This window comes from Allobosea sp. OK403 (genome assembly GCF_900113835.1).
In the GTDB taxonomy this organism is placed as follows: Bacteria; Pseudomonadota; Alphaproteobacteria; order Rhizobiales; family Beijerinckiaceae; genus Allobosea.
The window spans coordinates 141,823-155,010 of record NZ_FOQV01000006.1 but is presented as its reverse complement, the minus strand read 5'-3'; the positions used below and the strand labels follow the sequence as shown (position 1 = coordinate 155,010).

Here is a 13,188-nt window from a genome sequence, read left to right as displayed (position 1 = left end):
GACCACGGCCACGGCAACACATGGCCGGGCTCAGCGCGCGTCCATGATCTCCGGCATCATGCGCCGGGCGATCGGCCTCAGCCGCTCGGCCTCGGCGGGGTCGATCCAGCGATATGGCCGGCGCAAGCGCGGACCAACGGGCGCCCAATTGCCGGTGGCGGCGAGCAGCTTGTCGAGGGCAGCGTTGGAATAGCCATGGTCGCGCCGGAACGGCAGGACATGCACGTCCATGAATTCGCAGATGCGCCGCTCGATCTCGCATGCCCCCGCGATGTCCGTCCGCATCATCTCGGTCCATAGCTGCGCGCCGCGCGGGCTGAGGCAAGCGACATTGGAGAAGGCCCCGGCCGCGACGCCGGCCTGAACCCCGGTCGCGAGATGGTGGCCCGGCACATACAGCGCCCAATCCCGCAGATGCTTGTCGGCCTGCGCGTACCAGTCGGCATCGCCGTCAGCGAGCTTGACGCCGACGACCGCGGGCACCTGCTTCAGCACGCCGGCCAGCGTGGCCGGTGACAGCACGCGCTTCGCATGCGGCGGATTGTAGAGCACGAGCGGGATGTCTCCCGCCGCCTCGGCCGCCATTTGCAGGAAGTCCACGGCCTCGGGATCGCTGACCGGCCACCAATCCGGCAGGATCACCTGGATTCCGTCGGGCGCATACGCAACCGCCCGGCGCAGCCGGTCGAGCGCCAGGCTCGGATCGGGCTGGCAGGCGCCGATGACAAAGGGTGTCCTCGACCGGCTGCAGTGCTCGGCCAGGATGCGCTGGATTGCGTCGAATTCGGCCTCGGTCTGGTTGCAGCACTCGCCGGCAGTGCCGTTCGAATAGATGCCGTCGACTTTGGCGGCGATCAGAGCGTCGATTTCATCCGCCAATCCGGACAGATCGATGGCGCCGTCGGGTTCGATCGGCAGCAGCAGCGTCGCCCAGTTGCCGCGCAATTTGCCCCACCTGCCCGCTCGTTCGAGCTTCCCGGCCATCGTCGTGTCCCGTCCCGTCGTCTTGTTGACTTAAGGGATATCCTACAAGTAAACATCAATCAACCAATGGACGGTGCCCGCCAGTGCTCGGAGAGGGCAACCCGCGCGCCACTAATGACGAGGTCGAAGGCCCGTGAACCGGACGATCAAGCCTCTGGTGAAACCGCAATCGCTGCACGCTTCGGTGCTCGAAAGCGTCAAGGCCTATATCGACGAGAGCGGCCTGCCTCCGGGCAGCCCGCTTCCGCCGGAAAACGACCTCGCCCAGCAGCTCGGCGTCAGTCGCAATTCGGTGCGCGAGGCGGTCAAGGCGCTGGAATCCGTCGGCATCGTCGAGACCAGGCGCGGTATCGGTATCTTCGTCAGCGACTTCTCCTTCGCCCCGCTGCTCGACAACCTCGCCTTCGGTCTGCGCGGCCGGCTCGATGATTTCGAGGAGCTCCTGACCATTCGCCGCGCGCTGGAAGGCGCGCTGATCGGCAGGACAGTGGAGGTGATCGGCGCCGACGACATCGCCGAACTGCGCGCCATCACAGCCCAGATGAAAGCCAGGGTCGATGCGGGCAAAAGCTTCCTGGAGGAGGACCGGCGCTTCCACCGCACCTTGTTCCGCTGCCAGAACAACCAGCTCCTGCTGAAGCTGCTCGACATTTTCTGGCAGGCCTTCGTCAAGGCTTCGGACTTCTTCAATCTCGAAAACCGCGATCCCGTCGCCACCTGGCGCGATCACCACGAGATCGTCGAAGCCGTCGCGGCACGCGACGCCGAGACGGCGCGCGAGCGCCTCGACCACCACTATCACGGCATCTCAAAAATAATAGCGGCCAGCAAGGCGAGCTAATGGGAGGTTACCATGACCATGAGGACCTATCGTAAGGCGCTGCTCGGCGCTGTGTTGCTGGCCGGCACGATGATGACGCCGGCTTTCGCCCAGATGAAGACGATCACCGGCGGCTTCGACGTCGGCCCCGGCGGCCTGCAGGGCAATTTCAACCCGATGACGGCGCCCGCCGGCTACACATGGCTGAGCACCTATTTCGAACCGTTGGTCACTTACGACGCCGGCCTGACCAAGCTCGTGCCGGCACTGGCTGCGAGCTGGGAGATCAGCCAGGATAAGCTGAGCTATACTTTCAAGCTGGCGGACGAGAGCTGGCATGACGGCCAGAAGTTCACTGCGGCCGATGTGAAGTTCACCATCGAGCTCAACAAGAATCCGAAGACCGCGAGCCTGCTGTCAGCGCGGCTGTCCGCGGTCGACAGTGTCGAGGCCAAGGACCCGCGCACCGTCGTCGTCAAGCTGTCGCGGCCCGACAACGCCCTGATTGTCAGCTTGACCAAGATGATGATCCTGCCGGCGCATGCGCTCGCCGCGATCGCGCCGGAGGACATGGCGAAGAATGCGATGTGGTCGACCAAGCCGATCGGCACCGGCCCGTTCAAATTCGTGCGCTACGAGACCGACCGCTTCGTCGAGCTCGCCGCCAACGAAACCTATCGCGGCGGCAAGCCCAAGGTCGACCGGCTGATCAATCGCTACTTCGCCAATGCGGCCGCCGCGATCTCGGCGCTGCGGGCCGGCGAGATCCAGTTCACCTATATCGAGTCCGACGACGTCCCGACCTTCAAGGGCAACAAGGACTACACCATTATCGAAGGCGCCTCCTACGTCGCCAACTATATCGGCTTCAACAACCAGATACCGCTCTGGAACGACATCCGCGTCCGCCAGGCGGTGATGCATGCGATCGACCGCAACACGATCATCGACAGCCTCTACAAGGGCGCGGCCAAGAAGGCCGATTGCGGCTATGTCGAGGGCAGCCTGATCCCGAAGGGTCTCGACGAATATGCCTATGACCCGGCCAAGGCGGCGAAGCTTCTCATGGAGGCCGGCTGGGACAAGATCAACGGCACCAAGCCGATCTCCTGGATCACCTATTACAACAACCCGCTCACTGCCAACGTCATGGCCGCGGTCCAGTCCATGCTCGCCCAGGTCGGCATCAACGTCGTGCCGCGCGCCTTGGATTCCGCGGGCTATAACGGCATCGTCATGTCCAGGACGCCGAACCCGGCCGATTTCCCGCTGGTCTATGCCGGCCTGCAGAATGGCCCCGATCCCGGAACGCTCAATCTCGGGCTGAACGAGAGCCAGATCCCGCCCGTCGGCCAGAACTTCCTGCAGATCAAGATCCCAGAGCTCAATGCCGCGCTGAACGCCGCCGTCGCCGAGACCGACCAGGCCAAGGCGACGACGAAATATCAGGACGTCTGCGCCGTCATGAACAAGACGCTGCCCTGGGGCACGATGTGGGTCGCCAACCGCTACGGCGTCGCCTCGGTCAAGCTCAAGGACTTCGTCTGGACGCCCGCGCCGGGCGGCGGGCCGTTCGCGGCCACGCCGGAGAAATGGTCGATCGCGCCCTGAGCTCCCCTCGACGACGGCGTAAACCATGCTTGGCTTCTATCTGAAACGGCTCACCGCCGGCTTGATGATGCTGATTGCGCTCAGCATCATGGTCTTCGTGCTGCTGCGCCTGGCGCCGGGCGACCCGATCGACGCCTATCTTAATCCGCTGGCCCCGCTGAGCCAGGTCGAGATGGATGCGCTGCGCCAACGGCTCGGGCTCGACCAGCCCTGGCCAGTGCAGTATCTCGCCTGGCTGCGCTCGGCGCTCAGTGGCGACCTCGGTTATTCGATCGACCGGGCTGGCGTGCGCGTGCTGCCGCTCCTGATCGAGCGCACCGGTCCGACGCTGCTGCTGATGCTGACCGGCCTGGCCATGGCGATCGTGCTGGGTATTGCGGCAGGCGTCGTCGGCGCGGTCAAGCGCAACTCCGCCATTGATGTCGGCCTCGGTGTGCTCGCCTTCCTCGTCATCTCGACCCCGGCCTTCCTCAAGGCCCTGCTCGGCCTCTATGTTTTTGCGGTGGTGCTGCGCTGGGCTCCCTCGGGCGGAATGCTGACGCCGGGCGCGCCCTTCTCGCTCACCGATCTGCTGGCTCACCTCACCCTGCCCGCTTCGCTGCTGGCGCTCGTCTATTCCGCGCTGTTCATGCGCTACATGCGCTCCTCGATGATCGAGGTGTTGAACCAGGATTATCTGCGCACGGCCCGAGCCAAGGGCGTCGGCGAATTCGCGGTGATCGTCAGGCATGCGCTGCGCAACGCCATCCTCCCCGTCATCACCCTGATCGGTTCGACCATCGGCATTGCCATCGGTGGCGCAATCTTCATCGAAAGCGTCTTCGACTGGCCCGGCATGGGGCTCCTGATGGTCAAGGCGGTCGAAACCCGCGACTACCCCGTGATCATGGGCGCGACGCTCTTGGTCGGCATCGGCGTCATCCTGGTCAATCTTCTGACCGACCTTGCCTATGCGGTGGTCGATCCGCGCATTCAGGTGAGCTGATGAGCGTGGACACACCCATGGCCGCAAGCGCGATTGCATCACAAAGCCGGAGCCGCAGCCCGCTGCAGCGCGCGCTCATGCGCTTCTTTCGCAATGGCGCGGCGATCGCAGGACTGCTCATCCTGGTGCCCGTGCTGCTCGCCGTGCTGACCTATCCGTTCTGGTGGCGCTATGCCCCCAACAGCATCGATCTGCGGGCGCTGAACTCCGGGCCCACAATGGCCCATTGGCTCGGCACCGATGGCGTCGGCCGCGACACCTTGGCCCGCCTGCTACAGGGCGGACGGATCTCGCTGCTGATCGCATCGGTCTCGGTGGCGATCTCGCTCCTCATCGGCTTTCTGGTCGGCGCGATCGCAGCCTTCGGCGGGCGCGTTCTCGACGGAACGATCATGCGTTTCGTCGATCTCGCCATGACGCTGCCACCGGTCATCCTGCTGCTGGTGCTCGCCTCGATCACCGGCACCGGCATCCTGCCGACGATCTTCGTGATCTCGCTCCTGTCCTGGCCGGTGCTGTCGCGCATGGTGCGGGCGCGCCTGCTGGAGCTTCGCGAACGCGATTTCGTCGTCGCCTCCCGCGGCTTCGGCGCCGGTCTCGGGCACCTGCTCTTTCGCCATGCCTTGCCGAACTCGCTCGACATCCTCGTGGTCTACGCCACCGTGCAGTTCGCCAATGCGATCCTCCTCGAAGCCGGCCTGTCCTTTCTCGGCATGGGCATCGTTCCGCCCGAAGCGAGCTGGGGCAATATGCTCAGGGCAGCGCGCTCGACCGTGGTGCTGGAGCTGCACCCCTCGCAATGGATGCCGGCGGGTGCCGCGCTCGTGGCCACCGTGCTCGCCATCAACTTCATCGGCGACGGCCTCCGCGACGCCTTCGATCCGCGCACAGGGCTTGAGTAATCCAAGCCTTGAGTAATCCAAGCAGAGAAAGCCTCAGTCCATGACACGTTTTCACGGTGTGGTTCCCCCGGTCGTCACCCCCCTGACCCTGGATTTCAAGGTCGACTACCCATCCTTCACCCGCGTGATCGAGCATCTGCTCGAGGGCGGCGTCGACGGCCTGTTCGTGCTGGGATCGACCAGCGAAGTCGTCTTCCACGGTGATGACGAGCGCGCGAAGATCATCGAACACGCCGTCAGGATCAACAATGGCCGCGTGCCGATCTTCGCCGGCGTGATCGACCCAACGACCGACCGCGTCATCCAGCATGCGAAGGTCGCGCAATCCGCCGGCGCCGACGCGCTGGTCGTGACCGCCCCGTTCTACACCCGCACCAGCCAGGCCGAGACCATCGACCATTTCCGCTATGTGCGTGAGGCGGTCGACCGCCCGGTGATCGCCTATGACATCCCCGTCTGCGTCCACATCAAGCTTGAGCGCAAGACAACCGTCACGCTTGCCCGTGAAGGCACCGTGGCAGGCCTGAAGGATTCCAGCGGGGACGACGGCAATTTTCGCTTCGTCAAACAGGACCTGGCGGACATCACCGATTTCTTCGCGATGACGGGGTCCGAGATCGTGGTCGACAATGCGGCGCTGATGGGCGCCCACGGTGTGGTACCGGGCCTCGCCAACGTCGACCCCAAGGGCTACGTCAAGCTTTGGCGGCTGACCCAGGCGGGCAAATGGGACGAGGCCCGCCTGGAGCAGGAACGGCTCTGCCGCCTGTTCGAGATGGTCTGGATCTCGCTCGGCCGCACCAGCGCCGGCTCGGCCGGCGTCGGCGCATTCAAGACGGCGATGCAACTTCTCGGCGTCATCGACACCAACACGATGGCCCGGCCGCAACGCTCCCTCAACGCCGAGGAAGCCGCGGCCATCAAAGCGATTCTCAAGCAGACCGGGCTTCTCGGCTAGAGCAGGATGCGAAAAAGTGGGAACCGGTTTTTCGCATTGATACTGCTCTCACTTTTGGTGAGAGACGGATTCAGATTTCAGATGGGATCACTTTGTGACCCCATCTGAAATCATCCGGCTCTCGCATCGGCCCGAAAAGTGGGAACCGGTTTTCGGGACAAGCCGATGCAAGATCAAAACCCGACAGACCTCGAAACAACGCCGTCGCTCTGAAGCAGTGGCTCGAAAGCAATCAGGCGGATCAGCCCTGATGCAGGCCGTACCGCAGCGGGCGATTCTCTCGAAGACCTGCTGCGGCCCAACTTGGTGCGACGCGCCTCATCCCTTTTGACGACTCGACAAGCGCACCGGCCACATCAACGCCGAAATTGCTCAAGGATTAGGCAGACGCCGACGCAGACCTGACCATGCGCCCCCTTCCCGAACGATCGTGAATAGGCATAGGCTGCCTGAAATGGGGAAAACACCTACGATGGTCGCGTTCGATGAAATGACCGGCTCCGGCTCCGATTTGCGGCCGGCCTATGCTGAGCTCGACCGCTGGCTGAAAGAAGCGCCGCCGGAAACGTTGGCGCTGCGGCGCAGCCAGGCCGAACTGTTCTTCCGCCGCATCGGCATCACCTTCGCCGTTTATGGCGACGAAGAGTCGACCGAGCGACTGATCCCCTTCGACATCATCCCCCGGGTCTTGACCAAGCCGGAATGGACCAAGCTGGAAGCGGGCCTGCGCCAGCGCGTGACCGCGCTGAACATGTTCCTGGCCGATGTCTACGGGCCGAAGGAATGCCTCAAGGCCGGGATCATCCCGCCCGACCTGGTCTATGGCAATGCCTGCTACCAGCTCGAAATGGTCGATTTCCAGGTGCCGCACGGCATCTACTGCCACATCGCCGGCATCGACGTGGTCCGGGTCGATGCCGACACCTTCTATGTGCTGGAGGACAATGCGCGCACGCCCTCAGGCGTCTCCTACATGATGGAGAACCGCGAGGTGATGCTCAGGCTCTTCCCGGAGCTCTTCGCCACGCATCGCGTTGCACCCGTCGACAACTATCCCGACCAGTTGCTGGCGACCCTGCGCTCGGTCGCGCCGCGCAGCGCGCCAAGCGACCCGTCGATCTGCCTGCTGACGCCCGGCCAGTTCAATTCGGCCTTCTACGAACACTCCTTCCTGGCCGACAAGCTCGGCGTTGAGCTGGTCGAGGGCTCGGACCTGCTGGTCAAGGACGACGTCGTCTATATGCGCACCACGCAGGGGCCCAAGCGGGTCGATGTGATCTACCGGCGCATCGACGACGACTTCATCGACCCGCTCGTCTTCCGCAGTGATTCCGTGCTCGGCGTGCCCGGGCTGATCGGCGCCTATAAGGCCGGCAATGTCACGCTGGCCAACGCGGTCGGCACCGGCGTCGCCGACGACAAGGCGGTCTACAGCTACATGCCCGAGATCGTGAAGTTCTTCACCGGCGAGGAGCCGATCCTGAAGAACGTGCCGACCTGGCGCTGCCGCGAGCCCGAGGCCAACGCCTATGTGCTCGACAATCTCGAGAAGCTCGTCGTCAAGGAGGTCAACGGCTCCGGCGGCTACGGCATGCTTGTCGGCCCCCACGCCAACAAGGCGCAGATCGAGACCTTCCGCAAGAAGCTGAAGGCGAGCCCTGAGGGCTTCATCGCCCAGCCCACGCTGGCCCTCTCGACCTGCCCGACCTTCGTGGCCTCGGGCGTGGCCCCACGCCATGTCGATTTGCGCCCCTATGTGCTCTCAGGCGCCAACGGCATCTCCTGCGTGCCCGGCGGCCTCACCCGCGTCGCGCTGAAGGAAGGCTCACTCGTCGTCAATTCCAGCCAGGGCGGCGGAACCAAAGACACCTGGGTGCTCGATGCATAACATCAATGGCGGCATTCATCCCGGACGGAACGCCGACGCACCGCGCCCCGCCACGAAAAGGCCCGAACTGACCATGCTCTCGCGTACAGCTGACAGCCTTTACTGGGTCTCCCGCTATGTCGAGCGGGCCGAGTATCTCGCCCGCATCCTCGATGCGACGACACGATTGACCAACCTGCCCCACGCCTATGGCGGCGCCGGCACGGAATGGCAGAGCGCGGTCTCGACCGCCGGCTGCGAGGAGGCCTTCGCCAAGGCCTATGGCGAGGCCAATGAGCGCAATGTCTGCGACTTCCTGACCTTCAACCCCGACAATCATTCCTCGATCCGCAACTGCCTGGCGCTCGCCCGCTCCAATGCGCGCGCGGTGCGCACCGCGCTGACCTCGGAGATGTGGGACGCGCTGAACGGCGCCTGGCTCGAACTGCAGCGCTTCGAGAAGAAGCGCATGGACCGCGAGGAGTTCGCCCGCTTCCTTGAATGGGTCAAGAACGTCTCGCTGGTCTTCGACGGCTCGGCCTACCGCACCATGCTGCGCGACGACGGCTATTGGTTCTCCAGGCTCGGCGTCTATGTCGAGCGCGCCGACAACACGGCGCGCATCCTCGACGTAAAATACCATGTCCTGCTGCCGGCCAATGAGCAGGTCGGCGGCTCGCTCGACTATTTCCAGTGGACCACCGTGCTGCGCGAGGTCTCGGCGCTGACCGCCTATCACTGGGTCTATCGCGAGGCGGTGAAGCCGCTGCTGATCGCAGACCTCCTGATCCTGAACCGACGCATGCCGCGCTCGCTGGCGAGCTGCTACGAGAACATCTCGCGCTTCCTCGACGCGCTCGGCGACGCCTATGGCCGTCAGGGCCCGGCCCAGCGCCAGGCGCGCAAGACTCTCGCCAACCTCAACAACACCCGCATCGACGACATCTTCCAGCACGGGCTGCACGAGTTCATCTCGGACTTCATCACCGAGAATAATCGCCTTGGAGGCACCATCATCGAGCAGTATCTGCAATGAAATTGGGCCTTGGGCTCGCTTCCAGCCGCTTGGCCCGCTAAAGAGAGGCCGTCCACGCCCCACCGCCCGAGACCCAGCGACGCCATGCGGATCCGGATTTCCCACTCGATCGCTTATGCTTATGCCGAGCCTGCCCGGCACATCACGCAGATCCTGCGGCTGACTCCGCGCGACCATGATGGCCAGCATGTCATGTCCTGGCGCATCGAGCCCACGGTCGATGGCCGCTTGCGCGCCGGACAGGACCCCCACGGTAACCTGATCCACACCTTCTCGGCCGATGGCCCGATCGCGACGCTGGCGATCCAGGTCAGTGGCCTGATCGAGACCACAGACCTCGCCGGCGTCGTGCGCGGCGGCATCGAGCGCGTTCCGCCCGAGGTCTTTCGCCGTGACACGCTGCTGAGCGCGCCAGATGAGGCGCTCCGCAGCTTCGCGCTGGAGACGACGCGCGAAGCAGGAACACCGCTTGCCAGGATGCACGCCCTGATGGACGCGCTGCACGAGGAGATGACCTGCCAGGAGCCTGCCGACCGCATCGGGATCGGCGCCGCAGCCGCCTTCGCGGCGCGCGAGGGCATCGCGCAGGATCTCGCCCATGTCTTCATGGCCTGCGCCCGCCATCTCGGCATGCCCGCGCGCTACGTCTCCGGCTATGTCGCCGAGAGCCAGTCCTTGCCCCATGCCAGCGGCGCCCATGCCTGGGCCGAGGTCCATCTCGACGATTATGGCTGGATCGGCTTCGATTGCGCCAACGGCCTGTGCCCGATCGACACCCATGTGCGCATCGCCTCGGGCCTCGACTATTCCGATGCCGCTCCGGTGCGCGGGGCGCGCAAGGGCGGCGACGGTGAGCGCCTCTCCGTGGTCGTCAGCGCGCGCCAGGCCGCCGGCTTCCAGGCCAACCAATGACGGAGCGGCCGGGCACATCCCGGCCAATCCCGCGACAAGGACCCGCCTCGTGACCTATTGCGCCGGAATCCTCGTGCAGGACGGGCTGGTGATGATCGCCGACACCCGTACCAATGCCGGGCTCGACGATGTCTCGACCTTCCGCAAGCTGCATGTCTTTTCCACGCCGAGCGAGCGCACCTTCGGCTTGATGACGGCGGGCAATCTCTCCGTGACCCAATCGGTGGTCAGCCTGCTGCATGAGGGGCTGGCCAATCCCGAAACCGGCGAGATGGACACCCTGCTCAACGCGACGACGATGTTCCGCGCCGCCCAGCTCGTCGGCCGCGCCATTCGCGCCGTCAGGGAGATGGATGGCGACGCCATGAAGGAAGCGGGCGTAAAGTTCGACGTCTCGATGCTGTTTGGCGGCCAGATCAAGGGCCAGCCGATGCGGCTCTTCATGGTCTATGGCGCCGGCAACTTCATCGAATGCGGGATGGACGCGCCCTTCCTCCAGATCGGCGAGCACAAATACGGCAAGCCGATCCTCGACCGCGCCGTGACCTACAAGACGCATCTCTACGACGCGCTCAAGGTCGGTCTGATCTCGATGGATTCGACGATGCGCTCCAATCTCGGCGTCGGCCTGCCGATCGACCTGATCGTGCTGCGTCGCGACGCCGCCGAGCCAGAGCTCAACCGCCGGATCGAAGCCGGCGAGCCCTATTTCCACGACCTGCGCGAACGCTGGTCGGCGGCGTTGCGCGCAGCCCACACCGCGATACCGCGCCCGCCCTATGGACCACCCTCCGGTTGAAAACCCCCAAGAATCCACGCGGGCGGCAACGGGATGTCAACGATCCCTTGGCATTCTGCATGTCCTGATGCCCTTTTCGGATAGCTGATGCGCGCGCCTGCCGTCGCGAAGATGACCAACGCGGACTCGTCGGCGCGGATGCTCAAGAGCACCGTGGCGACGCTCGGCTGTGCATTCCTGCTGGTCGTGTCCGCCCTGGCCGCCGTCGTGCTCGCGATCACCAGCGACGCCAATAAGCTCGAGGCGATACGCCAGCGCGACCGCATCGAGGCGGCGATCGACAGCCAGCTCAAGCTGCGCCGTTTGCGGCTCGACAGCCTCGCGGCGAGCGGGGAATTGCAGACCGCCCTCTCCGCGAGCGATGATCCGCTCTCGGCGCTCCAATCCGCTTTCACGCGCCTCAGCACGCGCTTCCTCGAATTCGACGGCGCTTATATCGTGACCGGCTCTGGCCGGGTTCTCGCCGGTGTCGAATCCGGCGTGCAGGCCGGCCAGACCGGCTATAACGGGTTGAAGCATTTCAGCCAGCGCATTCCCGGAGGCTCAGCCGCCTCGACGGCGCCCGCGACGACCATGGCCGAGCCGACGGTCAGCTTCATCATTCATGACGGCCAAGAGGCCATCGCCGTCCTGGTCGCCGATCTCGCGGCCGCGGCCACGCCGGCGGTCCCCCGCTGGCCCGGCAGTCTGAAGCTCGTCGGCTATCGGCGATTGACCAGCGCGGTGCTGCACGACATCAGCGATCGCTACCGTGTCGCCGATGTCCGCCTGACCGGGCGGATGCCTGAGGATTCGGTGTCGCGCCGCCAGATTCTGGCGCCCGACGGCGCCGTCAAGGCCTGGCTGACCTGGACGCCCGAACGCCCGGGCGACGCCATGCTGCGCCAGTTTTTCTGGGGCTTCGTCGCGGTTGGCCTGCTCTTCGCGGCGATCTTCGCCTATGTCATCCAGAGGTTGCGCGGCGCCGCGAGCCAGGTCGCGCTCAGGGAACGCCAGATCCAGCGCCTCGCGGGACAGGACGAGCTCTCGCTGCTGCCGAACCGGCGGACCTTCGACCTCAGGCTCGATCAGGAACTGGCGCAGCTCAGCCGCTCGGGCGCCAGCCTGGCGGTCATGCTGCTCGACCTCGACCGCTTCAAGGCCGTCAACGACACCTATGGCCACACCGCCGGCGACGAGCTGATCCGCCAGGTCGCCGACAGGCTCCTGGGCATCATGCGGCTGGGCGACACTGTGGCACGGCTTGGCGGCGACGAATTCGGCATCATCCAGACCAATATCCATGATCCGGCCGGCTGCGCCGCCCTTGGCGAACGCATCCTTGAGGCCCTGACCAAGCCTTTCACCATCTTCGGAGTGGAAACCTCGATCGGCTGCTCGATCGGCATCGCGCTCGCCCCGCAGGACGGCAGCGACCGAGGCTTGCTGCTCCGGCTCGCCGACACCGCGCTCTACCAATCCAAGAACGAAGGCCGGAACCGCTATTCCTTCTTCGAAGAGCACATGAACCGCTCACTGCAGCTCAAGCGCATGGTCGAGGAGGATCTGCGCAAGGCGATCATCGACGACCAGCTTGTGCTGCACTACCAGCCGCAGGTCTCGATCGACGGCTTGTCGATCATCGGTGTCGAGGCCCTGGTGCGCTGGCCGCATCCGGAGCACGGCCTGGTGCCGCCCTCCGAATTCGTCGGTATCGCCGAGGAGCGCGGCCTGATCGTGCCCCTGAGCGACTGGGTGCTGCGGCGCGCCTGCACGGAAGCCCTGCGCTGGGAGGGCGTCAAGCTCGCGGTCAACGTCTCGCCGATCCAGTTCCGCCACAAGGACTTCGTCGCCAACGTCATCGCCATCCTTGAGGAGACCGGCTTCGACCCGGCGCGTCTCGAACTGGAATTGACCGAGGGCGTCGTCGTCGAGGATGCCGATGCGGCGGAGGCCGCGATGATGGATCTGCGCAGCCACGGCGTCGGCCTCGCGCTGGACGATTTCGGCACCGGTTATTCGAGCCTGATCTATCTGCGCCGCTTCGCCTTCGACAAGATCAAGATCGATCGCTCCTTCCTGGAATACATGGAGACGACAGGAGAATCGGCGATCCTGGTCCACTCGATTGCTCATCTGGGTCGCGCGCTCGGCCTGCGCGTCTGCGCCGAGGGTGTCGAGACGGTTGAGCAGCACCGCTTCCTGCAGGCGATCGGCTGCCACGAATTGCAGGGTTTCCTGTTCTCGAAAGCCGTCTCGGCGGATGAGATCGATCGGCTCCTGGCGCAGGACGCGCCTTTTGCCGCCCGCCTTGCAGCGGCTTGATCCTTTAGAG

11 protein-coding genes are annotated in these 13,188 nt (G+C 64.9%); 10 read left to right on the top strand and 1 reads right to left on the bottom strand.

Translation table 11 applies throughout. From position 1 onward, the window contains the following. Positions 1–30: 30 nt before the first annotated feature. Entirely contained in the window at positions 31–984 is a 954-nt protein-coding gene (locus BMZ97_RS20200) for a dihydrodipicolinate synthase family protein (protein ID WP_092173744.1), read from the bottom strand. A gap of 133 nt (positions 985–1,117) precedes the next feature. Between BMZ97_RS20200 and BMZ97_RS20195 the strand changes: the two genes are divergently transcribed. The 10 genes from BMZ97_RS20195 to BMZ97_RS20150 all read left to right on the top strand — a co-directional run bounded on the left by BMZ97_RS20195 (position 1,118) and on the right by BMZ97_RS20150 (position 13,178). Next, complete coding sequence (locus BMZ97_RS20195; RefSeq protein ID WP_244546513.1) at positions 1,118–1,825, top strand: FadR/GntR family transcriptional regulator; 708 nt, start codon at positions 1,118–1,120, stop codon at positions 1,823–1,825. A gap of 69 nt (positions 1,826–1,894) precedes the next feature. Continuing rightward, entirely contained in the window at positions 1,895–3,415 is a 1,521-nt protein-coding gene (locus tag BMZ97_RS20190; protein ID WP_244546527.1) for an ABC transporter substrate-binding protein, read from the top strand. 25 nt (positions 3,416–3,440) lie between these two features. Next, positions 3,441–4,400 carry an ABC transporter permease gene (locus BMZ97_RS20185; protein WP_092173739.1) on the top strand — a complete coding sequence of 320 codons (960 nt, stop codon included), beginning with the start codon at positions 3,441–3,443 and terminating at the stop codon, positions 4,398–4,400. Positions 4,401–4,417: 17 nt separating this feature from the next. Beyond that, positions 4,418–5,302 carry an ABC transporter permease gene (locus BMZ97_RS20180; protein ID WP_092173735.1) on the top strand — a complete coding sequence of 295 codons (885 nt, stop codon included), beginning with the start codon at positions 4,418–4,420 and terminating at the stop codon, positions 5,300–5,302. A gap of 40 nt (positions 5,303–5,342) precedes the next feature. Further along, positions 5,343–6,260, top strand: a complete 918-nt coding sequence (locus BMZ97_RS20175; protein WP_092173733.1) for a dihydrodipicolinate synthase family protein — start codon at positions 5,343–5,345, stop codon at positions 6,258–6,260. A gap of 472 nt (positions 6,261–6,732) precedes the next feature. Then, positions 6,733–8,148: a circularly permuted type 2 ATP-grasp protein gene (locus BMZ97_RS20170; RefSeq protein WP_210188292.1), complete on the top strand. Its 1,416-nt coding sequence runs from the start codon at positions 6,733–6,735 to the stop codon at positions 8,146–8,148. A 73-nt stretch (positions 8,149–8,221) separates the two neighbouring features. Beyond that, entirely contained in the window at positions 8,222–9,163 is a 942-nt protein-coding gene (locus BMZ97_RS20165; RefSeq protein ID WP_092174090.1) for an alpha-E domain-containing protein, read from the top strand. 84 nt (positions 9,164–9,247) lie between these two features. Continuing rightward, entirely contained in the window at positions 9,248–10,075 is an 828-nt protein-coding gene (locus BMZ97_RS20160) for a transglutaminase family protein (RefSeq protein WP_092173728.1), read from the top strand. 49 nt (positions 10,076–10,124) lie between these two features. Further along, positions 10,125–10,874 (top strand): proteasome-type protease, encoded by a 750-nt coding sequence (locus BMZ97_RS20155; protein WP_092173725.1) that lies wholly within the window; start codon positions 10,125–10,127, stop codon positions 10,872–10,874. Between the two features lie 87 nt (positions 10,875–10,961). After that, positions 10,962–13,178: a putative bifunctional diguanylate cyclase/phosphodiesterase gene (locus tag BMZ97_RS20150; protein WP_092173722.1), complete on the top strand. Its 2,217-nt coding sequence runs from the start codon at positions 10,962–10,964 to the stop codon at positions 13,176–13,178. Positions 13,179–13,188: the final 10 nt, after the last annotated feature.